Origin of the sequence: Nocardia camponoti, assembly GCF_014646135.1 — a bacterium.
GTDB classification, from domain to species: Bacteria; Actinomycetota; Actinomycetes; order Mycobacteriales; family Mycobacteriaceae; genus Nocardia; species Nocardia camponoti.
In genome coordinates, this window is record NZ_BMMW01000002.1 from 494798 (window position 1) to 518385 (window position 23588).

A 23588-nucleotide genomic window follows, 5' to 3' on the forward strand; every position below is an offset into this window, starting at 1 on the left:
GACGCTGAGTTTAACGGCCGGTGACCGGCCCACCTTCGGGCAGGTCCGCCTCGACGACCTCAACGTCGACGATGTCGTCGGCCGGTGGCGACGTCGAACCGGGGGCGGCGACGCTCACCTCGGGTGCGTCGTTGATGTCGTCGATCAGTTCCGCGTCGAGTTCGGTTGACGTGTCGTCGGATTCGTTGCTCGTCGCGCCTGGGGTGTATTCGGACGTTGCGCTCGGCGAGTACGCGTAGTCGTCATCGTCTTCGTAGTACTCGTCGTCATAAAAGTCGTATGCGCCGGGCGTGGTGCGGGTGAGGAAGCGTCGCGCGAGCACCATGCCAGCGAAGCCGCCGAGGCCAAGCCAGCTCATGAGCAACGCGGGCAGGACGAGCAGGTCGGGCCCGACCCAGCCGACCGCGCCGAGTTGGCCGCTAGCGAGCACCGCGAGCACGGTCAGCATCACCGTCGACAGTCCGGCGCTGGTGAGCGTGGCCCACGGTGCGCCCGCGCGGTCATCGGTGCTGCGACCCAGCTCGACACCAGCGAGTACGCCAATGGCGACGGGAACGAGCAACAGCACCGGCCACCACGCCTGCGCGGGACCGGCTGGCACGGGAATGAGCGCGGGCAACGCGGGCAGGCCAGCGCCCGTGACGTCGAACAAGCCGACTGAGCCAACCCCGAATTGGATGGGCGAACCCGCGAGCAGACTGGCCGTCGCGACAACCACATTGGGCAGGTAAAGCAGCGAAAGTACCGTCATGCCAAGCACATCGGCGATGCCGTGCGCGTGGCTATACACACCGCCGACCCGCGAAAGATGCAGGCAAAACGAAACGACCGCGGCGATCAACGCGCAGCCAAGCACCCGGAGCACCGTCCGACGAGCGGCGCGCGCACCCGGCGCGACCCACTCCGGCAGCTCGACGGGAATCAGCGCGCAGACGGTTTCGCCAGCACGCGCGACGATCGCGACGGCAGCCGTCGCCAGGTACAGCAACACCATCCACGCGAAAGCCCTTGGCAGACTTGGCACTTCGAGCGCGGTGACGCCAGCGGCGTCGCCCATGACGGCAGCGCAGACGGCGGTCATCACGAACGGACCGGCGACGGTCGCGCCTGCGAGCCACGCCAATTCGATCGGCGCTGGTCGTTCGGGCACCGCTCGCGCGCATTCGCGTCCGGCGAACCACAGCACGAGCGCGGTTGGTACGAGTGGGAGCAAGCCCAGCGTCGTTGCCCCAACGGTCACCGAAACCTGGTGTGCGGCAAGCCAACTCGCGGCGATCGCGCCCGGAGCATTGGTGAGGTCGGTGCCGCTGGTGAGCATCACGACCAAGACAACCGCGATAGTCGCGGTGAGGCTGAGCAGGGTGGGCCGAACCGCGACAAGCAGCAGCGAACGTGCCAAATCCGGTGGCGGCGAAAGCTTATTGATGCGTGCGCCTAGCGGAACCGTCGCTTCGCGGGGTACGCGTTCGCGAACGGGGGCGTTACGGGAGCTCATGACGATTCAGCGTGGCAGCTTCCCCGGCGTGCGCTCCGCAGGCGCGCCGCGAGCCCACCGACGGGTGACCCGTCGATGGGCTCGCGGGGCAGCTCACGCATGCGCGGTGACCGTCGATCGATTACTTCTTGTCGTCAGACGGGCGGAACGCCGTTGTCGCGTCGGCAGCCGGGTCGGCGGCCTGCTCGCCACCGAACGGCTGAGCGGGCGCGGCAGGAGCGCCAGGTGCTGCGGGCGCGGACTGACCGCCGTAGGGCGAACCGCCGTAGGACTGACCCGACTGCTGACCGGCCTGCGAACCACCGAAGTGCTGCGTCGCGCTCTCATCGGGACGCGGCTGCTGCTGCGGCGAACCATAGGGCGAACCCTGCTGCGGGTAACCGGCTTGCGGGTACCCAGCCTGCGGGCCGGGCTGACCGTAACCGGCCTGCTGACCCGGCTGGCCTGGCTGACCGTACTGCTGACCTGGCTGGGCCGGTGCCGACTGGCCGTACGGCGACTGCGTCGGGTACTGACCGCCGGTCGACGAACCGCCGAAGCCCTGCTGCCCGTAACCCTGCTGTCCGGGCTGACCGTACTGCTGACCCGGCTGGCCGTAACCCTGCTGACCCTGCTGGTAGCCCGGGTAGCCACCCGACTGCTGCTGCGGCGCTGCGGGTTTCGGCGCAGGCGCCTTGATGATGCCGAGCTTGAACAGCAATCCAACGATCGCGGCGACGGCGGTGAGCAGCGAGAAGAAGATGCCAAGGTAGGCACCGAACTTCAGCACTGCCTCGTCATTGACAAGGAACGCGACAACGAGCAGGCCAATGAAGCCCGCGACCGCGGTAGCCGCGGCAGCGCCGAGCAGTTCCTGCTTGGGCAGCAACGAAACCGCCGCGAAAAGCCCGGCTAGCAGCACGATGATCAGCGTCGCCGAACCACCGGTTTCGAACAGGTTGAACGTCTTGTCGCTGGTGACCGTGGTCGCACCGATGGTGACCGGCTCTACGCCCCAGAACGGCGCGAAGCCGAGCAGGAAGGTGAGCAGTGCGAGGCCAGCGGTGGCCGCGGTGAGGATGAACGGGAGTCCTTTGAACCCACCGTCATTCGCATCGGGCGTGGAGACGCCACCGGTCGCGGAGGCACCTGGCGTGGGTGCGGCAGGCGCTTGGGGTGCGGCGGGTGCGTTATACCCGGAGCCCCCGGTCGGGTAGGACATGTCGTCGTCTCCTTGTCGAGTCGTGCGCTGTTCCGTCCCTGACGCTACTGCACACGACGAGGGTAGGCATCACTCACTGAGCCAGCCTGTGGATAACTTTGCGCCTGTGGATAACTGGCGAAGGCCGCCGAGGGGAGTATTCCCTGCGGCGGCCTTCGACAATCACTGAGGATCACGCAGAGGCGATAGACGCCTTCTCCAGAATCTCGCGAGCGAGCGCGGCGGTGGCCGACGGCGTCTTGCCGACCTTCACGCCAGCGGCCTCAAGCGCTTCCTGCTTGGCCTGCGCGGTACCGCCGCCGGAGGAGACGATCGCGCCAGCGTGGCCCATCGTCTTGCCTTCGGGCGCGGTGAAACCGGCGACGTAGCCGACGACCGGCTTCGTCACGTGCTCCTTGATGTAGGCCGCGGCGCGCTCTTCGGCGTCGCCACCGATCTCGCCAATCATGACGATGATCTTGGTCTCGGGATCCTTCTCGAACGCCTCGATGGCGTCGATGTGGGTGGTGCCGATGACCGGGTCGCCGCCGATGCCGATCGCGGTCGAGAAACCGAAATCGCGCAGCTCGTACATCATCTGGTAGGTCAGGGTGCCCGACTTCGAGACCAGACCGATCGGGCCCTTGCCGGTGATGTTGTTCGGCGTGATGCCGACAAGCGCCTCACCCGGGGTGATGATGCCGGGGCAGTTCGGGCCGATGATGCGGGTCTTCTCACCCTTATCGACGTTGTAGGCCCACGCGAACGCGGAGTCCTGCACCGGGATGCCCTCGGTGATCACGACGAGCAGCGGGATCTCGGCATCGATGGCCTCGATGATGGCGTCCTTGGAGAACGCGGGCGGCACGAACGCGATCGAGGTGTCGGCACCGGTCTTCTCCATCGCCTCAGCGACAGTGGCGAAAACGGGCAGCTCGATGTCGTTGCCATTGGCGTCGACATGCTTGACCGTGGTTCCGGCCTTGCGCGCGTTGACACCGCCGACGACGTTGGTGCCCGCCTTCAGCATCAGCGCGGTGTGCTTGGTGCCCTCGCCGCCGGTGATGCCCTGGACGATGACCTTGTTGTCCTTGTTCAGGAAGATGGACATGTCAGTGAATTCCTTACTCGACTTAGGCGTTGGCCAGTTCGGCGGCCTTATCGGCGCCTTCGTCCATGGTCTGAGCCAGCGTCACCAGGGGGTGGTTGGCCTCGGCGAGGATGCGACGACCCTCTTCGACGTTGTTGCCGTCCAGGCGGACGACCAGCGGCTTGGTCGCGGCGTCGCCGAGCACCTCAAGCGCGCCGACGATGCCGTTAGCGACCGCGTCGCACGCGGTGATGCCACCGAAGACGTTCACGAACACGCTCTTGACCTGCGAGTCACCAAGGATGACGTCGAGGCCAGCGGCCATCACGGCCGCCGAAGCGCCGCCGCCGATGTCGAGGAAGTTGGCGGGCTTCACGCCGCCGTGGTTCTCACCGGCGTAGGCGACAACGTCGAGGGTCGACATGACAAGGCCAGCGCCGTTGCCGATGATGCCGACCTCGCCGTCGAGCTTCACGTAGTTGAGGTCGTTTTCCTTGGCCTTGAGCTCAAGCGGGTCGGTGGCGTCGACATCCGCGAACTCAAGGTGGCCGGGCTGACGGAACTCGGCGTTCTCGTCGAGGGTGACCTTGCCATCGAGGGCGAGGATTTCGTCGCCGGGGGTGCGCACCAGCGGGTTGACCTCAACCAGGGTGGTGTCTTCCTTGGTGAAGACCTCCCACAGCTTCTGAATCGTCACGGCAGCGGCGTCGAGCACCTCGGCGGGCAGGTGGCCAGCTTCGGCGATCTCACGCGCGAAGGCCAGGTCGACACCCTTGACGGCGTCGACGGGAATCTTCGCGAGGCGCTCGGGGGTCTTCTCGGCGACCTCTTCGATTTCCATGCCGCCCTCGACCGAACACATGGCCAGGTAGGTGCGGTTGGAGCGATCGAGCAGGAAGGAGATGTAGTACTCCTCGGCGATGTCCTTCGCCTCGGCGACAAGCAGCTTCTTGACGATGTGGCCCTTGATGTCGAGGCCAAGGATGTTCTGCGCGTGGGTGAACGCGTCTTCGGGGGTGGCCGCGTACTTGACGCCGCCAGCCTTGCCACGGCCGCCAACCTTGACCTGCGCCTTAACCATCACGGGCTTGCCGATTTCCTCGGCAATCGCGCGCGCTTCTTCGGCCGTGTCGCAAACACGACCCTCGGACGAAGGCACTCCGTGCTTAACGAAGAGCTCCTTCGCCTGGTATTCGAAGAGATCCATGTACTCACCGTCTCGTCTGCGTTGCGATAGCAACGTCTTTTATGTAGGCCCGGCACGCCGTAGCGACTGCTTGCGGGTCGCTCGTGATGGTCAGCTTGCGGGTCGGTGCGGACTTTAACCAGTCACGGGGAGGGACAATCGACCACATTCATCCTAAGTGGCGCAGGTCACGACGGGTTGGGCGAGGTCGGCAAAACCGCTGGAAAACGCTACTGGCGAGTAGCTTTTCGCCCGTTCCAGGTAGGCGGGCAAATATCGAGGAACCTCACGATCTACTACACTTTGTCGTCGACATTCCTCACTCGCCGACATCAGCGTCAGTGAGCACTCCAGTGCGTTACGGTGATGAATATCACACCGGACCCTGGGTTTCGGGGCAGCGCTTGCCTCGGTGCAATCGCTTCGTTACCGTCATGAGGTCGAAGTCACAACCAGGTCACGACAACCCGGCTACGACTGGCACGTCAGGACTGAGGAGGACGACAAGTTTTGAGGCACGTCAGCACTGGCACGTATCCGCAGGGCAGTCGGGTCCCGGTCGCCGAATCACCCAATACCTGGTCTGATCAGGAAAATAGCTGGTCCGATGGCGGCGCGTGGACGCCCGCCGAAGACGAGTGGACCGCCGACGAGACCTTCGAAGAAGTCGACGAGTACGAGTCTTACGCTCCCGCTTGGGCACAGCCCAATTCCACGCATTCGGCCCCCACTTCGCGTCGCGCCGAACGTCGCGGTGGTGCGCACCGCGTTCCCGCTCCCCCCGCCGCCCTCAAGGGTCGCGCCGCCGTTTTCGCCGTCGCCGCTGGCGCGGTTGTCGCGGCAGGCCAGGCAGCAGTGGCCGACGCGGAAAGCGCAACGCACGGCGTTGATTACGAAGCCGCTGGTCAGATTCACGAGATCGCGGCGCAGTCAATGAACACGGCCGATGCCGCGGCAGCCGCTTCCGGCGGTGCTTCGGTACTCGAAGCCACCGCCATCGCCGACAAGAACCATTTCGACGACATCCTCGCCAAGGGTGCCAAGTACGCCGAGGAACTGGCCGAGCAAGAGTCGGCCAAGCTGCGCCCGCTTTTCGCGAAGTTCACCTCGGGCAGCTACACCTCGGGCTTCGGAGCCCGGTGGGGCGTCCAGCATTTGGGCATCGACGTCGCCGGTCCGATCGGCACCCCCATCTACGCCGTTGCCGATGGCACGATCGTCGAGGCCGGTCCCGCATCCGGTTTCGGCATGTGGGTGCGTGTGCTGCACGACGACGGCACCATCACCATCTACGGCCACATCGACACCGCAACCGTCTCGCAGGGCCAGCGCGTGCTCGCGGGCGACCAGATCGCGACGATGGGCAACCGCGGCTTCTCCACCGGCCCACACGTGCATTTCGAAGTGTGGCTCAACGGTTCCGACAAGATCGACCCGGTACCGTGGCTCGCCACCCGTGGCATCAGCCTCGGCGCCCAGCGCGACTGATTCGCTCCCCCGATCCACCGGCATCAACGTGGCCTAACCCACCTTTCGGGCAGCCTTTTGCCGGGCTAGCGTCAAGCCATGGCCGGTACAACGAAGTACACGCAGTTCATCGCTCTCCCGCCGGAATCGGTGTGGCCGGTGCTTGCCGATCTCACCCGCTTGCCGGAATGGAACCCTGGCGTCACCTCTGTGCGGATGCATTCCCCTGTCGCGCTCGGCGCAAAGGGCGACTACCTCCCAAACGACACGATCACGTCGAAAATTCATGCGCGTCTTGCTGATTCGTTCACTGTCACCGCGTTCACGCCAAACTACGAACTGGCGATCGCCGCGCCCGAGCCTGCCGGTGCGATGACGCTCGCCTGGCGCCTGGTGGCCCGTGACGGTGGCACCGAGCTGAGCCAGGAGCTGCGGTTCAGCGGCCCGTCAGCTGGCGTCGCACGCCAGGTTGTCGCGAAGTACTTCGAAGCTGGCGCGCGCGTAGCGTTTTCCCGTCTCGCCCGACTCGCCGGACTTGTGCCCGCTAACGACGCACTCAGCGTTGTGGTCGCGGGCGGCAGTGGGGCGCTTGGGCAGCAGGTCGCCGCCGACCTGGTGTGTCGTGGTCAGCGGGTCACCTTGCTTACTCGCGGCGTGAACGCGAAAGTGCCGTTTCGGCAAGTGCTTTGGGATGGGCGGTCGGTTGGGGCGTGGGCCAGTGAGTTGCGTGAACCCGGGCGGATTGCCGTCATTAATCTCGCTGGCAAGCTCGTTGATTGTCGGCCAACCGAGCGCAATATTGCTGAATTGCGAAGCAGCCGCGTGGATTCGACTGCCGCATTGGTTGCTGCCGCGCGCGAGCGCGCGACGCCGGTCGACTACTGGATTCAAGCGAGCACCACCGCGATTTGGTCCGACGCGGGCGAAACTCGTTGTACCGAAAGCACTCCCCTGCCTGTCGGCGATGCCGCACTGCCACAGATGACCGGTGTTGCCGCACCTTGGGAAGAGGCGTTCGACCCGTCGGTCGCGAAGCATTCGACCGTGCTGCGCACGTCGATCGTGCTCGATCCCGAATCGCCCGCGCTGCGTCGACTCGTCGGGCTCACCAAGGGCGGGCTCGGTGGGCGCGTCGGGCCGGGCGACCAGTGGTTCAGCTGGATTCACCTCGACGATTGGCTCGCGATCGTGCGCGCGGCGCTTGGCCTCGACCCCGAAGTGAGCCTGCCGGACGGAATCCTGGTCGCCGCCACCGACTTTCCGGTGCGCAACACTGAGCTGATGGCCACTCTGCGTCGCCTGCTGCACCGCCCGCCCGCGTTGCCCACCCCGAAAGCGCTGCTGAAGGTGGGCGCGGTGGCGTTACGAACCGACGCCGCGCTGGGCCTGACCGGCCGTCACGCAACATCGGAAGTGCTGCCCAACGCGGGCTTCACGTTCAAGTACCCGACCCTCGACGAAGCCTTGACCGACTTGCTTCCGCACTAGCGCGACGCCCGGCCGCCCGGGGACGATCGTCGGCTTCGACGCCTACAACTACGAAGCCTTAGCCGACTTGCTTCCGCACTAGCGCGACGCCGACGACCACTCCAGGGACGATCGTCGGCGTCGCCGCCTACAACTTCACAATCGTCCGACTGAACTGCGGGATAAGGCGGATCTTGCCCGCCGAACCGAAGTCGATCGTGACCGTCGCAAGCGGGCCAACCCCGTCGGCGGCGACAACGCGACCGAGGCCGTACTTGTCGTCACTCACGCGGTCGCCGACGGCCAGCACCAGGTCGGTGTTGTTGCGCTTCGCCGCACCACCGGGCGCGGGCCGCGACGGTCCGCCACGTAATCCGGGGCGTGACCCTTCGCTGCGGGTCCAGTCGCGGTCGAAGCCGCTGCTGCTGTCTTCCCCACGCCGTCGACCACCGCGCAACGGCGACGACGCGATGGGTTCGAGGCGTCGCCAATCGAGCAGATGCTGCGGAATCTCTTGCAAGAAGCGTGATTCCGGGTTCGACACCGGCTGCCCCCACCCCGACCGCACGATGGCCCGCGACAGGTACAGCCGCTGACGCGCACGCGTGATGCCGACGTAGGCGAGCCTGCGTTCTTCGGCGAGCTCATTGGCGTCGCCAAGCGCACGCATGTGCGGGAACTGCCCGTCTTCCCAGCCGGTGACGAAAACCGCCGGGAACTCAAGTCCCTTAGCCGTGTGCAGCGTCATCATCGTGACAACGCCGGTGCCCTCATCGGGAATCTGGTCGGTGTCGGCGACAAGCGAAACGCGCTCAAGGAACGAGGCGAGCGATCCGGGTTCCGGTTCACCCTCAGCGGCCTCGGGCACAATGCCTTCTTCGGCAGCAGCCTGCGCGTTATTGAACGCTTCGGAGCTGAATTCCCTTGCGACACTGACCAATTCGTTGAGGTTATCGAGTCGAGCCCCATCTTGTGGATCGTCGGAGGCTTCCAACTCGGCCCGATACCCCGTGCGATCGAGCACGGCTTCAACGACATTGCCCACATCGGGGTACTCGCTGTCGGGCTGTACACCCGCGGCGCGAATCTCGTCGAGCAGCTCAACGAACCCTGAGATGGCCCGTTGCGCACGCGTATTCAACAGCGCCACTTTGCCTTCGGCCGCGTCGCGCAACGCCTCGGCGAAACCAATCCCCCGCTGCTCGGCATGTACAGCGACGCACGCTTCGGCGCGATCGCCAATCCCACGCCGTGGCGTGTTGAGAATGCGGCGCATGCTGACCGCGTCGTCGGGGTTTTGCAGCACGCGCAGGTAGGCGACGATATCGCGTACTTCCTTGCGCTCGTAGAACCGGACCCCACCAACAACCTTGTACGGCAAGCCCATTCGAATGAAAATCTCTTCGAGGGCACGCGAATTGTTGTTGGTTCGGTAGAACACCGCGACGTCCCCGTAGGTGATTTCACCAGCGTCGACGAGCCGGTCGATCTCCTTCGCGACGAACGAAGCCTCGTCGTGTTCGTTGTCGGCGACGTAGCCGGTGATCAGTTCACCTTCACCGGAATCGGTCCACAGCTTCTTCTCGCGGCGATTCTCGTTGCGGGCGATGACGGCGTTGGCCGCAGACAAAATGTGTTGGGTCGACCGGTAATTCTGTTCGAGCAGAATCGTTTCCGCGTTCGGGAAGTCGCGTTCGAACTCCTCGATATTGCGAATGGTCGCACCGCGGAACGCGTAAATCGACTGATCGGCGTCGCCAACAACGCACAACTCGCCCGGCGGCAACGCGCCTTCCGCGGCTTCGGCGGCGGTGATCGGGTGCCCAACCAGTTCGCGGACCAGCACGTACTGCGCGTGGTTGGTGTCCTGGTACTCGTCGACAAGCACATGCCGGAACCGGCGGCGGTAGAAGTCGGCAACCTGGGGATGGTTTTGCAGCAGCGCGACCGTCTCGCCAATGAGGTCGTCGAAATCGAGCGCGTTGGCCGTGCGCAACCTGCGCTGATATTCGGTGTAAACCCGCGCGACAATCCCAGCTAATTCCGTGTCGTCTTTCTCGGCATCGGAAACTGCCTGCTCGGGGCTAATGAGCTCATTCTTCAAGTTCGAAATCGCGGTGGCGAGCAAGCGCGGAGTGTATTTCTTGGGATCGATCTCAAAATCGCGACTAATCATGCCAAGCAGGCGCCGCGAATCGTCGGCATCGTAAATCGAGAAATTCGAGTTGAGCCCCGGCAGCAGCGCCGCTTGGGTGCGCAGAATGCGCACACAACTGGAATGGAACGTCGAAACCCACATGCTCGCCGCACGCGGACCGACAAGCGCACCCACGCGCTCACGCATTTCGGCGGCAGCCTTGTTGGTGAAGGTGATGGCAAGGATTTGGCCGGTCTGCACCCCACGCGCGGCGAGCAGGTAGGCGATGCGTTTGGTGAGCACCGACGTCTTGCCCGACCCCGCGCCCGCGACAATGAGCAGCGGCGTGCCTTCATGCACGACGGCGGCACGCTGCTGCGGATTGAGCCCGGCTAGCAGGCGCTCAGTCTCGGCGACGCGTTCCTGCTCGCGCTCGGCGCGACGCTTTTCCTGTTCGGCGCTGTTGCGGGCTGCGGTTTGGGCGAGAGTGTTCATGGTCTGTCCACGCTACCGCCGCCCACCGACAGGTTTGCTGTCGCGACTGTTTTGTCTCACTACGACGGCGTGGCAGACTGGGACGACTAGATCAGCGCGCGACGCCCGGGGGACTTTTCGGCCCATCGGGGAAGTTTTCACAGTGAAGGAACAGATCGGGTAACAGGTCGTGTTAGCCGGCCGATCCAAGTTCTGACACGAGGAGATGAATGATGAGCATCCCAGCTACGACCACCGGGTCCGATTCGGCGCTGCCGCAGTCTGAAGCCGAGATCGAAAAGCTCCGGTTGGAGATCGACCAGCTCGACGCGACCATCCTCGCCTCGATTAAGCGTCGAAGCGAGATCTCGCGCATCATCGGTCGGACCCGAATGGCTTCGGGTGGTCCTCGCTTGGTGCACAGTCGCGAAATGAAGGTGCTTGAGCGCTTCAGCGAGCTTGGCCAGGAAGGCCACACGCTCGCGATGCTGCTGCTGCGATTGGGTCGTGGCCGCCTCGGCCGCTAACAACCAAGGCGGCCTACTTTCACGTCAGGGCCACGTACTTCGTGTTCAGGTATTCCTCAATGCCCTCGACGCCACCCTCACGTCCGAAGCCGGATTCCTTCACGCCACCAAACGGTGCTGCCGGATCGGAAATCACCCCGCGGTTCACGCCAACCATGCCCGTCCGCATTGCCGACGAAACGCGCATCGTGCGGTCAAGGTCGCGGGTGTAGAAGTAGCCGACCAGGCCGAATTCGGTGTTGTTCGCCGCCGCGATGCCCTCTTGCTCGGTATCGAACGCGACGATCGGGGCGACCGGACCAAACACTTCCTCGTGCAGAATCCGGGCGTTGGGTGGCACATCGGCGAGCACCGTCGCCGGGTAAAACCAGCCCGGACCATCAGGTACTTCACCGCCGATCAGCACCTTCGCACCTGCCGCGACCGCGTCGTCAACAAGCGCCGCGACAATGTCGCGCTGCTCGGCGCTCACGAGCGGACCGAGCGTGGTCGTCGGGTCGAGTCCCGGTCCAAGTCGCACTGAATCAGCCATCGCGGCGACCAGCTTCTCGGTGAATTCGGCAAGCACCGGCCGCTGCACGAGGAACCGGTTCGCTGCCGTGCAGGCCTCGCCGCCGTTGCGGAGCTTGGCCTGCATCGCACCCGCGACGGCGGCGTCGATGTCGGCGTCATCGAAGACGACGAACGGCGCGTTGCCGCCCAATTCCATTGACGTGCGCAGCAACTTCTTCGCCGACGAAACGACAAGCTTCTTGCCGACCTCGGTCGAGCCGGTGAAGGTGAGTTTGCGCAGGCGGTCGTCGTCGAAGAGCGGCGCGGTGACCGCACCCGAGTGGCTCGACGTGATCACCGAAAGCACCCCGTCCGGCACTCCAGCCTCGGTGGCGAGTTGGGCGAGCGCGAGCATGGTGAGCGGGGTAATCGACGCCGGTTTCACGATCATCGTGCAGCCAGCGGCGAGCGCGGGACCGATCTTGCGCGTGCCCATCGCGAGCGGGAAATTCCACGGCGTAATCGCCAGCGCTGGCCCAACCGGATCTTTCGCGACGATAATGCGCCCAGTCCCTGACGGTGCCTGCTGGAATCGGCCATGTACGCGCACCGCTTCCTCGCTGAACCACCGGAAGAATTCCGCGCCGTAGCGCACTTCGTTGCGACTCTCCCCGATCGCCTTGCCCATTTCCAGGGTCATCAGCACGGCGAATTCTTCGGCGCGCTCGGTCAGCAATTCGAACATTTTCCGCAATAACTCGGCCCGTTCACGTGCTGGCGTCGCGGCCCATTCGGCTTGCGCGGCGACCGCGGTGTCGAGCGCGCGAACCGCGTCGGCTGGCGTCGCGTCGGCGACCTGCGCGATTTCCGACCCATCAGCGGGATTGAACACCGCGAATGTCGCGCCGCCCGTCGCAGGGACGGCGCGCCCACCGATCCACAAACCGGTTGGCACCTTTTTGACTACCTCAGATACCTCAGCCACAGAGACCATGCCCTTCACCCTAGGCGCGGTGCGGCGCGGTCTCACCGTTTCGGGTGCCACGCTTGTGAGTCGGTAAGGCTGTAGTCTCATCCACCGTGAGCAGCGATATCACTGAATCGGCAGCCTGGCAGGCGTTGCGCGAAAATCATCGCTCCATCGCGGATCTGCACCTGCGGAAACTTTTCGCCGACGACCCCGCCCGCGGCACCGAACTCACCGCGCAGGCGGGTGATCTCTTTGTCGACTACAGCAAGCAGCGCGTGACGCGCGAAACCCTCAGTCTCCTTATCGATCTCGCGCGCGCGGCCGACGTACCAGAGCGACGCGACGCGATGTATTCCGGCGCGCACATCAACACGTCGGAGAACCGCGCTGTGGGCCATATCGCGCTGCGGTTGCCGCCGGGCGCCGAGTTGTCGATCGACGGTGCCGACGCCGACGCCGAGGTCCACGAGGTGCTCGCCAAGATGGGCGCGTTCGCCGATTCGGTGCGCGGCGGTGCCTGGCGTGGCGCAACCGGCGAGCGCATCAAAACCGTCGTGAACATCGGCATCGGTGGTTCCGACCTTGGGCCCGACATGGTGTATCGCGCCCTGCGCTTTTACACCGATCCCGAACTTCAAGCGCGGTTCGTTTCCAACGTCGATCCAGCCGATCTGGTCGCGAAGCTCAGTGGTCTCGATCCCGCGACCACGCTGTTCATCGTCGCGTCAAAGACGTTCTCCACCTTGGAAACTCTGTGCAATGCCACCGCGGCGCGGGCGTGGCTCGTCGCCGCGCTCGGCGAGGACGCCGTCGCTAAGCACTTCGTCGCGGTGTCGACCAATGCCGAGCGCGTGAAGGCGTTCGGCATTGACCCGACGCACATGTTCGAGTTCTGGGATTGGGTCGGCGGGCGGTACTCGGTTGGTTCGGCAATCGGGCTCGCGGTGATGGTCACCATCGGCAAGGAGCGTTTCGCGGAGTTCCTCGGCGGAATGCACACGATGGACCGGCATTTCGCGCTTGCTCCGCTCGAGCAGAACGCGCCGGTAATCCTTGCGATGCTTGGCATTTGGTATTCGAACTTCTTCGGCGCGGAGTCGCGCGCGGTGCTGCCGTACGCCAACGATCTGCAACGGTTCCCCGCGTATTTGCAGCAGTTGACGATGGAGTCGAACGGCAAGTCCGTTCGCGCCGACGGCACGCCCGTCACGTCGTCGACGGGCGAAATCTTTTGGGGCGAACCAGGAACCAACGGACAGCACGCGTTTTATCAACTGCTGCACCAGGGTACGAGGCTGATCCCCGCCGACTTCATCGGTTTTGCCGAGGCGAACGATGACCTGCCGACACCTGACGACAAAACAACGATGCACAACATCCTCATCGCGAACATGCTCGCCCAAAGCAAGGTGCTCGCGTTCGGGATGACGGCCGAAGAACTCGAAGCTGCCGGCACCGACCCAAAGTTGGTGCCGCACAAGGTAATGCCGGGTAACCGGCCGAGCACCACGATCATGGCGCCGCGCCTGACGCCGTCAGCGGTTGGTCAGCTGATCGCGCTGTACGAGCACCAGGTGTTTGTCGAAGGCGTGATTTGGGGCATCGACAGCTTCGATCAGTGGGGTGTCGAGTTGGGCAAGGCCCAAGCCCAAGAGCTTGTTCCGCTGCTCAGTTCGGCGAATCCTCCTGAGGTGCAACTGGATTCGTCGACGGAGAATTTGATTCGCTGGTATCGCGGGCATCGCTGACGTTGGCTTTGGGTTGGGCTTTGGCTAGTCGTTGGGTGACGGTCGAGCCGAGGATCGCAACGAGGGTGCCGAGTACGACAAAGTCGAAAACGATCTGCACCATCGTGGCGACACGCGCGATCTGACCGACCGCGTTGACGTCGCCATAGCCAACGGTGCCGAGCGTCACCAGCGTGTAGTACAGCGCGTCAGTGCGGGTGCTCATGCCGTTGAATTCGCCAGGATTCGCGGTTTCTAGGCGGTCGTAGAAGAGCGCGAAGAACACGACGACGATGCAGATGACGAGCAGTACGCCGTCGACGCGGCCTTCAGCGGAGTCGCCGTTAGCCGTGAGGCGCACAACTTGCCGCCAGACAAGCGCACCTAGGCCAGCGACACCAATCACGAAGCAACCCAAGCCAATTAGTGCGCGCGGGCCGTCGTTGAGCCCGAAATCCCAGGTGAGCGGGACGCCGTAGAAGAAAAGCAGCGCGCACGCGGCGGCCGTCACGTTACGCGCGACGCGCCGGAACGCGCTGGGAATTCGGCTCACCGGTCCATGATCGGTGAGCTGCCGTGCATCGCGGGGCCCGCCACGCCGAGTTCGCGACGCGCGATGCCGACGTTGCGAACTGGCGCGGCGGCCTGCGCCGAACAAGCTCGCCCGTGGGTGCTAACTCATCCGGTACTGCGAACCCACCGCGACGAGCACCTGGTCCGCGCGGTGGCGACTGCTCGCGATGAGGTCGGCGTTGCGTAGGTCGCTGTTGCGCACCTTCGCTTCCGCCTCGTCGGGCGTCCGACCGCCAACGACGTGCCGGTGGCGCAGGCGCTCGGCGAGCACGTGGTGCGGGGCGTCGACGTACCAGCACCCGTCGAGCAGCCCGCGCACCGGCGCCCACGCTGGGTCGTTGAGCAGCAGGTAGTTGCCTTCGACAATCACGATCGGCTCGTCGCGCACGATCACGCCCGCTGGCGTTGGCTCGTCGATCGCCCGATCGAACGTCGGCCACGGCACTTCGTCGCCGATCGCGCTCGCCCGCAGCGTGCGCAGGTCAGCGACGAAACCGGCGGCGTCGAAGGTGTCGGGCTCGCCCTTGCGTGCGCGTGCGTCGCGTTCGATGAGCACCTCGTTGCGCAGGTGGTAGCCGTCCATCGGCGCGACGACCGCGTCGCCGAGTTCGTCGACCAATCGGCGGGCGAGCGTCGACTTGCCCGCACCGGGCGGCCCGGCCAGCCCGAGCAAAAACCGCCGGTTACCTGGTTGTTTGCGCGCGCGTCTTCGCACTAGCTGGGCCAATTCTCCCACCGAAAGCACGCCACTCGCCCAGGTCACGTCCACACCCTAGCGAGAACGTGCCGCCCGGAACGGCGAATTACTGGTACGCCCGTTCGAGGATCGCCGCGGTGTTCACCCCGACGGGCAGCGTGCCGAACGCGATGCCGTGGTCGCCGCCGAGTCGGGTCGCGCAGAACGCGTCGGCGACGGCCGGGTGACCGTGGCGCACGAGTTGCGCGCCTTGCAAGACGAGTGCCATCAGTTCGACAACGCGACGCGCCCGGTATTCGATGTCGGCGAGGTCGGTGAGCTCTTTGCCGAGCCTGTCGATGGCGTCGTCGAGACGGGCGTCGCCACCGCGAGCTCGGGTGACTTCGGCGAAGAACGCTTCGACGGTTTCGGGCTGGCGGCCCATTGCCCGCAGCGCGTCGAGCGCGGCGACGTTGCCCGAGCCTTCCCAAATCGACATCAGCGGCGCTTCCCGATACAGGCGCGGCATGCCCGATTCCTCGGCATATCCGTTGCCGCCCAAGCATTCCAGCGCTTCCGCGGCGTGCGCGGGCGCGCGTTTGCATACCCAGTACTTGGTGACGGCTAGCGCGATGCGGCGCAGTGCGGCTTCGCCTTCGTCGGTGCTCGCGCGGTCGGTTGCGCCTGCCAGTCGCATCATGACGGTGGTTGCCGCGTCGGATTCAATCACCAAGTCGGCCAGCACATTTCGCATTGCTGGTTGGTCAACGAGATTGGCCCCGAAGGCGGCGCGGTGACGTGCGTGATGCACCGCTTGGACCGCACCCATGCGCATGCCGGTCGCGGAACCGATTACGCAGTCGAGCCGGGTCATATTCACCATCTCGATGATGGTTTTGACGCCAGCGCCGGGCGTGCCGACGAGCCAGCCCGTCGCGTTCTCGTATTCGATTTCCGACGATGCGTTCGACTTGTTGCCGAGCTTGTCTTTGAGCCGCTGGATGCGGATCGGGTTGCGTGTTCCGTCGGGCAGGACGCGCGGTAAAAGGAAGCAGGACAAGCCTTCTGGGCTTTGCGCGAGGGTGAGGAACATGTCCGACATCGGCGCTGACGTGAACCACTTGTGCCCGACGATGCGGTAGGAACCGTCGGGCTGCGGGGTCGCGGTTGTTGTGTTGGCGCGTACGTCGGAGCCGCCCTGCTTCTCGGTCATCGACATGCCCGCGATCAGCCCGGCTTTGGTCGACGGCTCGCGCAAGCCGAAATCGTATGTGCGCGAACCTAATAGGGGTTCGAAGCGCTTCGCGAGTTCGGGGTTGTGGCGGAGTGCGGGGATCACCGCGTAGGTCATCGAGATCGGACACATGTGGCCAGCGTCGGCCGCGCCCCAGGTGAAGAATTTCGCGGCGCGGGCGGTGTGGGCGCCGGGTCGGTCGTCGAGCCACGGGCTGCCGTGGAGTCCGTGTTCGACCGCGACGCGCATCAGGTCGTGCCAGTGCGGGTGGAATTCCACCTCGTCAACGCGGTTGCCCCAGCGGTCGTGCGTGTGCAGGACCGGCGGATAGTCGTTGGCGAAGCGACCCCACTCTTGCGCGGTTTCCGCACCCGCGAGCACACCGAGTTCGCGCACTTCAGGCTCGGCCCAGCCCGCACCTTCCCGGTGTAGCCCTTCGATGAGCGCGGGGTTGCGCGAGGTGTCGAACGGGACGAGCGGGGGTGCCTGGTTGAACACCTCGTGCGTGCGCATGGCGAAACTCCTTGGGGTTAACGCGAATTCGGGAGCCCGAGGGCTCGGACGGCGAAGGCGACGAGGCCGGGGATCACCGACTCAGCCTGTGGTTGGGTAGCGAGCGGGCCGACGAGGACCTCGCCGATCGCGCCGACTAGTGCGGCGGCGCTCATCGCGACGTCCTGTGGGGGCAGTTGACCGGTAGCGATGCCGTCGGCGATGGCGTCAGCGAAGCTCGCGGCGAACGCGCGGCGGAATTCGAGGCGTTGCGCGTCGACGGCGGCGTCGACCGGTTCGGCGAGCAGGACGTAGGCGAGCTTCGGGTTTTTGAGGGCGCGGCCCGCGAAGGTTTCGACGGCGGCGGTTACTCGGGTGACGACGTCTTGGCCGCTCGCCGACGCGGCGCGGACGGCGTCGACTTCGCGCGCGACGACCGTGTCGAATACGGCGGCGACCAGCTCGGCTTTGTTGGCGAACTGCTTGTAGACCGTGCCGGTCGCCACGCCCGCTTCGGCGGCGACGGCCGCAACCGACAGGCCCCCGTAGCCCGCCTGGGACAGCACGCGCGTGGCCGACGCGACGAGTTGGACGCGTTGGGCGTCGAGTCGCGCCTGGACGGCGGGCGTGCGTCGGTAGACCATGTCAAAAAGTGAACCACCAATTCACTGCTTCACGCAAGGGGGCTATGGTCGAGCGATGGAACGGCTGACGGTGGTCGACGAGATCTTCCTGCGCGCCCATCGCGGGATGGGGACACCGACGGTTTTGCAGGGGTTGTGGCTCACCGACGGGGTGATGTCGCCGGAGTTGTTGGCGCGCATTCACGCGCGTTTGAGTGCTGGTCAACTTGGCCGTCGGGTCGTTGGCGCGCGGGTGCCCGGAGCGCGCCGAGGGTGGGTGCCTACCGTGCGCGCGCACCCGCTTGATGTGCGCGCAGGCACCCTCGCGCCCGCCGAGGTTTTGGAGTGGGCCGACGGATTGGGCACCGACCTCGACCCTGAGTTCTTCCCGGGTTGGCGAATGTCGGTGGCCGCCTTGGCAAATGGTGGAACGGTTATCGCCCTGACGTGCTCGCACGTGTTGGCAGACGCCCGTGGCTTGTTGATCGCGGTTGAGGGCGCGGTGCGTGCTGCGCTCGTGGAGTCGGGTGCGGGCTACGCGGGCACGCGGGACAACGACTTGGGCGAGGTCGGCGCGCTTGCACTCATTCCCGGGCAACATTCGGAATCGGATTGGGTTGATGCGCAACGGCAATCGGTGGCAGTCCTGCGCGGGACCGTGCGGGCAGTGTGGCGCGAGATGACCCGGCTGGACCACTTACGGTGCGCGGTTCGGGCTCGCCCTCAAGAGTCTGGGACAGGGGCGGCGGGGCGGTGCGGGGTGTATTCCTCGCTGCATGTGTTCGATGCCGCGCGGTTCGACAGGGTCGCTCGGGAAATGGGTGGTACTCCCAACAGTCTGTTCATCTGGATTGTCGCGAACACGTTGTGGCGCACTGGGTTTGCGCGGGAGGTGATCCAAGCGAGTCTGCCCGTCGACACCCGCGACGAACCCCGGGTCAACAACGATCTCTCCGTCACCGAAATCGACATCGTCCGCGCCGACACTCCCGCGACCGTGCGCGCGAAGGCACGCGACGCGTATCAGCGCCGGATGTCAGCACCAGCGGGATTGCCGGAAGAGATTCTGCACCTGGTCGGCGATCGCCTCGCGTACCGGCTGAGCAAAGGGGCCGGCGAGCGAGACATCTTGTGCTCCAACATTGGTCGCTTCCCTGCCGAGCTGGACGTGGTCGGCTCCCACAAGTGCACGGGAGTCGCGGCCCGCGCGATTCACCCTGGTCTGCGTGAATACCCCCGCACGCGTTTGTCGGGCTACCTCACCGGCATTGGCGACACGTACACGCTGGCGTTAACGAGCACGGAATCGGATAACGCTGCCAGTGGCCTTGAATCTCTGTGTGCGGCAATGGGTTTAACCACCACGCACCCCGATCGCTAAGCAGGCCACCGCCTACCCCGCTGTCATTCCAACCAACAGCGCGCGCAGCGCCCAAACGAACTGGTCTACCGACACCCACTCCGCGATCTCGTCCACGTGCGCTGCCGTGCGCGGATAGCGTTTGCGGTCAATTCCGGCCAAGCGCGAGCGGCGCTTCTTCACCAGGTCCGACTCCGGTGGGAGTGGGGGTACGCCGTCGGTTTCGCCAGCTTCCAATAGGACGTCGCCAACCACCTGCACCAGCACCGCGTACACGCCGTGCGCGCGCGCCTGCCGACGCAAACCTCCTCGTGCGAGGGCGGTGAACATCGCTTCGCTGATCGTGGTCGCGACCGGGCCCTGCAATGGGCCCGAGATCATGTACATCATCACGCGCGGATGAGCTAGCAGTTGGTCGCGCAGTGCCAGCGCGAACTGGATCACCGCAGCGGTCCATTCAACGCCCGGGTCGGTGAGCGGGCCGAGCGGCACCGGCTTGAGCACGTACTCGACGATGGCCTGCTCAAGGTGGTGGCGCGTCGGGAATCGCGCGTACACGGTGCTCGGCGAGATGCCCAACTTCTCCGCGACCGCACGAATCGACAGCTTCTCACCACGATCAATCAGCGCAAGGCCAGCCTCAACGATCTGCTCAGCAGTAACCCCGCGCTTAGCCCCAGCCTTCCCATCAGCCCCCGGCGCGCCCGACTTCGAGTCGCCCGCTTCCCCACCGCCGCCCTTCCCCGCACCCGACTTCGCGGCGCTCGTTTGCCCAGCCGCCGCGCCCGACTGCTTAGCGCTCGAATCCGCAGCAGCCGACTTCGCCGCCCCCGACTTCGTGGCCGCAGCCCGCCCAGCTCCCGCCTTCGCGCCAACCGCCCCCTTGCCCCCGGACTGGCCAGCATCCGCTTTCCCCACACCCGTCCGCGCAGCAGCCCCCGACTTCTTCGCGTCCGATTTCGTACCCTCCGGCATGGGTGTGGACGCTAGTGTTCGGCGCGGCGTCGGCCACGCCGAACACGCCGAGGCGCATCAGCCCGTAACGACCCCGCCGCTCACCCGTGCCGTCACATCCGCCGGAGTTTCGATGTCCGGCCCAAGGTCAGGCGACGGGATCGGCGCGTTGAAAACCTGCCGCAGCGGCAACACTCCCGACCACGCGACACCGGCGGCGACATCGGCAGGATCGTCGACCGGGCCACCCGCGCGCACCTTCACCGACGCTTCGGTGAGGTCGACCGCGAGCACCATCGTCGCCGCCATTTCCTTGCGGTTGGGCGGGCGCACCCGATCCCACGCACCCGGCGCGGAATGCTCGACGATCACGCGAAGCGCGTGCATCCGCTCATCCTCATCGGTGATGAGCGCGGCCCGTCCGCGCACCACCGCGCTGCGGTAATTCATCGAAAAATGCATCGCTGACCGGGCGTAAACGAGCCCATCAACGTGGGTGACCGCGACCGAGATTTCGGCGTCTACCGCAGCGCGCAGGTTGCCAGCACCGGTCGATCCATGCAGGTAGAGGGTATTTCCGTCGCGTCCGTACACGGTCGGAATGACGACTGGCGAGTCCCCGAGTACCACCCCAAGGTGGCAGATCAGTCCGGTGTCGAGCACAGCGTCGAGTTCGGCACGCTCAACGCGACCTCGCTCCTTCGACCGAGTGAGCGTGCTGCGCGGCGTCGGCGACAACGGAACAGGTTCAGTAGAGCTCATCCCAAGATCATCGCGCGACGAATCAGATTGCACCACTGAACTTTACGAAGGACGGGCGAACTTGTCGGTCCCCATCCGTAGCATGGTTTCCACAGCCCTACCCCTGCGAGTGTGCGAAGTGGTGGCAGTTATGAGTGATCAAGAGATTTTGGCCCGCATCAAACAGCTTGTCGAAGACGAGCGCGAACTGCGGGCCAAGGCCGTCGCTGGCGACATCGACCATGTGGCCGAGCGGCAGCAGCTTGCCCAGCTTGAGGTGATGCTCGACCAAGCGTGGGACCTGCTCAGGCACCGTCGCGCCCTCGCCGAGTTCGACGAACCGGTCGACGACGCGCTGCCCAACTCACCTCGTCAGGTCGAGAGCTACTGGCAGTGACCTCGCATGTCGACGCCGAATACGACGTGATCGTGATCGGCGGTGGTCCCGCGGGCGAAAACGCCGCCGCGTTCGCGATCGCGGGCAGCAGCCGCACCGCAGCGATCGTCGAACATGAGCTTTTCGGCGGGGAGTGCAGTTATTGGGCGTGCATCCCAAGCAAGGCGTTGCTGCGTCCAGGCGCGGTACTCGCCGAAGCCAAGGCCATGCCCGGCGTCGACGCCACCGGCTTGGACCTCGCGGCCGTCCTCGCGCGCCGCGACAGGTTCGTCCACAACCACGACGACGAGAATCAGGTCGAATGGGTGGAGTCGGCCGGGATCACGCCGATTCGCGGATCGGCACGCCTGACGGGCGAACGAACCGTCGCCGTCACCCAGCCGGACGGCACAACAACCACCCTGCGTGCACGCCAAGCGGTTGTCATTGCCACCGGCACAACCGCGACACTCGACGCCCCGGTCCCCGGCCTACGCGAAGCTCTACCGTGGACTTCCCGCGACGCGACCAACCTCAAAACCGTCCCGCCGCGCGTGGCGATCCTCGGCGGCGGCGTGGTCGCGTGCGAAGCCGCGACGTGGCTCACGGAGTTGGGCGCGCACGTCACCCTCATCGTGCGCGGCGAACGCCTACTCCCCCGCGCCGAACCCTTCGCTTCGGAATGGGTGCTGAACGGGCTGAGCAAAGCGGGCGTAGACGTGCGCTTACATACGAAACCAGCGGCTATCAGCCGAATTAACCCACAGGACAATGGGATTGGTGACCTTCACGGCGGCAAAGTCACGCTCACCCTCAGCAAAGGCGAGCCCGTAGAAGTCGACGAACTTGTCGTAGCGATCGGCCGCTCCCCCGCCACCACATCCCTCGGCCTCGAAACCGTCAATCTCACCCCAGGTGAGTACATCGACGTCGACGACCAACTAACGGTCAAGGGCGTCGAAGGCGACTGGCTCTACGCCGTCGGCGACGTGAATAACCGTGCGCCCCTTACGCATATGGGCAAATATCAGGCGCGCGTAGCAGGCGACGTGATCGCCGCACGAGCCGAAGGCCGCCCACTCGACGCCCCGCGCTACGTCGCGAGTGCCGACCATCAACACGTACCGCAAGTCGTTTACACAAACCCGGAAGTCGCCTGGGTTGGCCTCACCGAAGATGAGGCACGTGAAGCCGGACACGCGGTCGAAACCGTCGAAGTCGACATCGCTGTTGCGGGATCTGCCCTGTCTCGCAAGGGATTTCACGGTCGCGCGAAGCTGGTGATCGACGCCGCAACCGACCGCCTGCTCGGCGCAACTTTCGTCGGCCCCGAAACTGGCGAACAACTGCACGCGGCAACCATCGCCATCGTCGGCCAGGTTCCGCTGGAAACACTCTGGCACGCGATCCCGGCGTTCCCCACGGTAAGCGAGTTCTGGCTTCGTCTCTTGGAAGCTCGCAGAGAAAAGAGCGAAACTACTTGAGCAGCCGCGACATTCGACGGTCAGCGAGCACCTTGCCGCCGGTCTGGCAGGTCGCGCAGTACTGAAACGACCGCTCCGCATACGACACTTCGCGCACCACATCCCCGCACACCGGGCACTTCTTCCCGGTCTGCGCATGCACCCGCATGCCCGAATGCTTCTCACCTTTAAGTCGTGCCGCCGCCTGCCCAACCGACCGATCAACCGCGTCAAGCAAAACCGTGCGCATCGCCGAATAGAGTCGCGAAACCTTCTCTGCCGAAAGGGTTTTCGTATTCGCGAACGGCGAAACCTGGGCGGTGTGCAGGATCTCGTCGGAGTAAGCGTTGCCAATCCCAGCGATCACCGTCTGGTCGACCAGCGCGGTTTTCACCCGCTGCGACGTTCCTTTCAGTAACGCCGCGAACTCGTCCTCGGTGACCGCGAGCGCGTCCGGCCCCAGCCGAGCGATGCCCGGCACCGTCAGCGGGTCGTCGGTCACGTACACCGCCAACCGCTTTTTCGTGCCCGCCTCGGTGAGGTCGATCGCGGGCGTCGCGCCTTCGGGCGTGAAGAAGTGCATGCGAAGCGCGAGCGGACTTTTCCCGCCCGGTTTCGGCGGAATCTGGCTCGGCTCGTCGATCCACCGCAACCAACCACCGCGCGAAAGGTGTGTGATGAGCCAGAGCCCGTCGGCTTCGAGGCCAAGGAATTTGCCCCACCGATCAGCTCCGGTGACATCGCGACCAGACAGCGCGCTCACCGGCGGCGTGAACGTTTTCACCGCGCTCACCGCGGGCACGTCGACCCGGCCGATCACCGCGCCAACGGCGTTGTCGCGAAGGAACTGTGCGAGGGCCGTGACCTCGGGTAGTTCAGGCACC

General features: G+C 65.3%; 20 protein-coding genes. 7 read left to right on the forward strand and 13 right to left on the reverse strand.

The window, feature by feature from the left end; genetic code table 11:
• Nucleotides 1-10 precede the first annotated feature (10 nt).
• The 4 genes from IEX78_RS10535 to sucC form a co-directional block, all read right to left on the reverse strand.
• Nucleotides 11-1495 (reverse strand): cell division protein PerM, encoded by a 1485-nt coding sequence (locus tag IEX78_RS10535; RefSeq protein ID WP_188828729.1) that lies wholly within the window; start codon nucleotides 1493-1495, stop codon nucleotides 11-13.
• Nucleotides 1496-1616: 121 nt separating this feature from the next.
• Complete coding sequence (locus IEX78_RS10540; protein ID WP_188828730.1) at nucleotides 1617-2696, reverse strand: DUF5336 domain-containing protein; 1080 nt, start codon at nucleotides 2694-2696, stop codon at nucleotides 1617-1619.
• 172 nt (nucleotides 2697-2868) lie between these two features.
• On the reverse strand, nucleotides 2869-3786 hold the full coding sequence (gene sucD, locus IEX78_RS10545; protein WP_188828731.1) for a succinate--CoA ligase subunit alpha: 918 nt from the start codon (nucleotides 3784-3786) through the stop codon (nucleotides 2869-2871).
• Nucleotides 3787-3808: 22 nt separating this feature from the next.
• Nucleotides 3809-4972 carry an ADP-forming succinate--CoA ligase subunit beta gene (gene sucC / locus IEX78_RS10550; RefSeq protein WP_188828732.1) on the reverse strand — a complete coding sequence of 388 codons (1164 nt, stop codon included), beginning with the start codon at nucleotides 4970-4972 and terminating at the stop codon, nucleotides 3809-3811.
• A 489-nt stretch (nucleotides 4973-5461) separates the two neighbouring features.
• On the opposite strand from sucC, the gene IEX78_RS10555 reads away from it, so the two are divergent.
• Nucleotides 5462-6439, forward strand: a complete 978-nt coding sequence (locus tag IEX78_RS10555; protein WP_188828733.1) for a M23 family metallopeptidase — start codon at nucleotides 5462-5464, stop codon at nucleotides 6437-6439.
• A 78-nt stretch (nucleotides 6440-6517) separates the two neighbouring features.
• The gene (locus tag IEX78_RS10560; RefSeq protein ID WP_188828734.1) at nucleotides 6518-7906 is read left to right on the forward strand and encodes a DUF1731 domain-containing protein; all 1389 of its coding nucleotides are present in this window, start codon (nucleotides 6518-6520) and stop codon (nucleotides 7904-7906) included.
• A 127-nt stretch (nucleotides 7907-8033) separates the two neighbouring features.
• On the opposite strand, the gene pcrA is transcribed toward IEX78_RS10560, so the two are convergent.
• Complete coding sequence (gene pcrA, locus IEX78_RS10565; RefSeq protein ID WP_188828735.1) at nucleotides 8034-10517, reverse strand: DNA helicase PcrA; 2484 nt, start codon at nucleotides 10515-10517, stop codon at nucleotides 8034-8036.
• A 212-nt stretch (nucleotides 10518-10729) separates the two neighbouring features.
• Here pcrA and IEX78_RS10570 point away from each other — a divergent pair, with 212 nt between their 5' ends.
• Nucleotides 10730-11023 carry a chorismate mutase gene (locus IEX78_RS10570; protein ID WP_188828736.1) on the forward strand — a complete coding sequence of 98 codons (294 nt, stop codon included), beginning with the start codon at nucleotides 10730-10732 and terminating at the stop codon, nucleotides 11021-11023.
• 19 nt (nucleotides 11024-11042) lie between these two features.
• On the opposite strand, the gene IEX78_RS10575 is transcribed toward IEX78_RS10570, so the two are convergent.
• Nucleotides 11043-12509: an NAD-dependent succinate-semialdehyde dehydrogenase gene (locus tag IEX78_RS10575; protein WP_188828737.1), complete on the reverse strand. Its 1467-nt coding sequence runs from the start codon at nucleotides 12507-12509 to the stop codon at nucleotides 11043-11045.
• Between the two features lie 86 nt (nucleotides 12510-12595).
• On the opposite strand from IEX78_RS10575, the gene pgi reads away from it, so the two are divergent.
• Entirely contained in the window at nucleotides 12596-14233 is a 1638-nt protein-coding gene (gene pgi / locus IEX78_RS10580) for a glucose-6-phosphate isomerase (protein ID WP_188828738.1), read from the forward strand.
• Here pgi and IEX78_RS10585 read toward each other — a convergent pair.
• The 4 genes from IEX78_RS10585 to IEX78_RS10600 all read right to left on the reverse strand — a co-directional run bounded on the left by IEX78_RS10585 (nucleotide 14154) and on the right by IEX78_RS10600 (nucleotide 17831).
• Nucleotides 14154-14765 (reverse strand): potassium channel family protein, encoded by a 612-nt coding sequence (locus tag IEX78_RS10585; protein ID WP_229683865.1) that lies wholly within the window; start codon nucleotides 14763-14765, stop codon nucleotides 14154-14156. The two genes, pgi and IEX78_RS10585, sit on opposite strands and share 80 nt — an antisense overlap.
• A gap of 120 nt (nucleotides 14766-14885) precedes the next feature.
• The gene (locus IEX78_RS10590) at nucleotides 14886-15548 is read right to left on the reverse strand and encodes a nucleoside/nucleotide kinase family protein (RefSeq protein WP_229683866.1); all 663 of its coding nucleotides are present in this window, start codon (nucleotides 15546-15548) and stop codon (nucleotides 14886-14888) included.
• A 40-nt stretch (nucleotides 15549-15588) separates the two neighbouring features.
• Complete coding sequence (locus tag IEX78_RS10595; RefSeq protein WP_188828739.1) at nucleotides 15589-17208, reverse strand: acyl-CoA dehydrogenase family protein; 1620 nt, start codon at nucleotides 17206-17208, stop codon at nucleotides 15589-15591.
• Between the two features lie 17 nt (nucleotides 17209-17225).
• Nucleotides 17226-17831 (reverse strand): TetR/AcrR family transcriptional regulator, encoded by a 606-nt coding sequence (locus IEX78_RS10600; RefSeq protein WP_188828740.1) that lies wholly within the window; start codon nucleotides 17829-17831, stop codon nucleotides 17226-17228.
• A 55-nt stretch (nucleotides 17832-17886) separates the two neighbouring features.
• Here IEX78_RS10600 and IEX78_RS10605 point away from each other — a divergent pair, with 55 nt between their 5' ends.
• Nucleotides 17887-19191: a hypothetical protein gene (locus tag IEX78_RS10605; RefSeq protein ID WP_188828741.1), complete on the forward strand. Its 1305-nt coding sequence runs from the start codon at nucleotides 17887-17889 to the stop codon at nucleotides 19189-19191.
• Nucleotides 19192-19203: 12 nt separating this feature from the next.
• On the opposite strand, the gene IEX78_RS10610 is transcribed toward IEX78_RS10605, so the two are convergent.
• Nucleotides 19204-20145 (reverse strand): TetR/AcrR family transcriptional regulator, encoded by a 942-nt coding sequence (locus IEX78_RS10610; protein ID WP_229683867.1) that lies wholly within the window; start codon nucleotides 20143-20145, stop codon nucleotides 19204-19206.
• Nucleotides 20146-20202: 57 nt separating this feature from the next.
• A complete protein-coding gene (locus IEX78_RS10615) occupies nucleotides 20203-20886 on the reverse strand; it encodes a pyridoxamine 5'-phosphate oxidase family protein (protein ID WP_188828742.1) in 684 nt (227 codons plus the stop codon).
• A 130-nt stretch (nucleotides 20887-21016) separates the two neighbouring features.
• On the opposite strand from IEX78_RS10615, the gene IEX78_RS10620 reads away from it, so the two are divergent.
• Together IEX78_RS10620 and IEX78_RS10625 are read left to right on the forward strand one after the other, a co-directional pair.
• A complete protein-coding gene (locus IEX78_RS10620) occupies nucleotides 21017-21262 on the forward strand; it encodes a DUF2630 family protein (protein WP_188828743.1) in 246 nt (81 codons plus the stop codon).
• Nucleotides 21259-22725, forward strand: coding sequence for a dihydrolipoyl dehydrogenase family protein (locus IEX78_RS10625; protein ID WP_229683868.1), 1467 nt, complete (start codon nucleotides 21259-21261; stop codon nucleotides 22723-22725). The genes IEX78_RS10620 and IEX78_RS10625 overlap by 4 nt, the downstream gene beginning before the upstream one ends.
• On the opposite strand, the gene IEX78_RS10630 is transcribed toward IEX78_RS10625, so the two are convergent.
• The gene (locus IEX78_RS10630; protein ID WP_188828744.1) at nucleotides 22718-23587 is read right to left on the reverse strand and encodes an Fpg/Nei family DNA glycosylase; all 870 of its coding nucleotides are present in this window, start codon (nucleotides 23585-23587) and stop codon (nucleotides 22718-22720) included. The genes IEX78_RS10625 and IEX78_RS10630 overlap by 8 nt on opposite strands.
• Nucleotide 23588 lies beyond the last annotated feature (1 nt).

Coding starts and splice junctions, on each gene's coding strand:
- IEX78_RS10535 (WP_188828729.1), bottom strand. CDS start 1,495: ATGAGCTCCCGTAACGCCCCCGTTCGCGAACGCGTACCCCGCGAAGCG.
- IEX78_RS10540 (WP_188828730.1), bottom strand. CDS start 2,696: ATGTCCTACCCGACCGGGGGCTCCGGGTATAACGCACCCGCCGCACCC.
- sucD (WP_188828731.1), bottom strand. CDS start 3,786: ATGTCCATCTTCCTGAACAAGGACAACAAGGTCATCGTCCAGGGCATC.
- sucC (WP_188828732.1), bottom strand. CDS start 4,972: ATGGATCTCTTCGAATACCAGGCGAAGGAGCTCTTCGTTAAGCACGGA.
- IEX78_RS10560 (WP_188828734.1), top strand. CDS start 6,518: ATGGCCGGTACAACGAAGTACACGCAGTTCATCGCTCTCCCGCCGGAA.
- pcrA (WP_188828735.1), bottom strand. CDS start 10,517: ATGAACACTCTCGCCCAAACCGCAGCCCGCAACAGCGCCGAACAGGAA.
- IEX78_RS10570 (WP_188828736.1), top strand. CDS start 10,730: ATGAGCATCCCAGCTACGACCACCGGGTCCGATTCGGCGCTGCCGCAG.
- IEX78_RS10575 (WP_188828737.1), bottom strand. CDS start 12,509: ATGGTCTCTGTGGCTGAGGTATCTGAGGTAGTCAAAAAGGTGCCAACC.
- IEX78_RS10595 (WP_188828739.1), bottom strand. CDS start 17,208: ATGCGCACGCACGAGGTGTTCAACCAGGCACCCCCGCTCGTCCCGTTC.
- IEX78_RS10600 (WP_188828740.1), bottom strand. CDS start 17,831: ATGGTCTACCGACGCACGCCCGCCGTCCAGGCGCGACTCGACGCCCAA.
- IEX78_RS10605 (WP_188828741.1), top strand. CDS start 17,887: ATGGAACGGCTGACGGTGGTCGACGAGATCTTCCTGCGCGCCCATCGC.
- IEX78_RS10610 (WP_229683867.1), bottom strand. CDS start 20,145: ATGCCGGAGGGTACGAAATCGGACGCGAAGAAGTCGGGGGCTGCTGCG.
- IEX78_RS10615 (WP_188828742.1), bottom strand. CDS start 20,886: ATGAGCTCTACTGAACCTGTTCCGTTGTCGCCGACGCCGCGCAGCACG.
- IEX78_RS10620 (WP_188828743.1), top strand. CDS start 21,017: ATGAGTGATCAAGAGATTTTGGCCCGCATCAAACAGCTTGTCGAAGAC.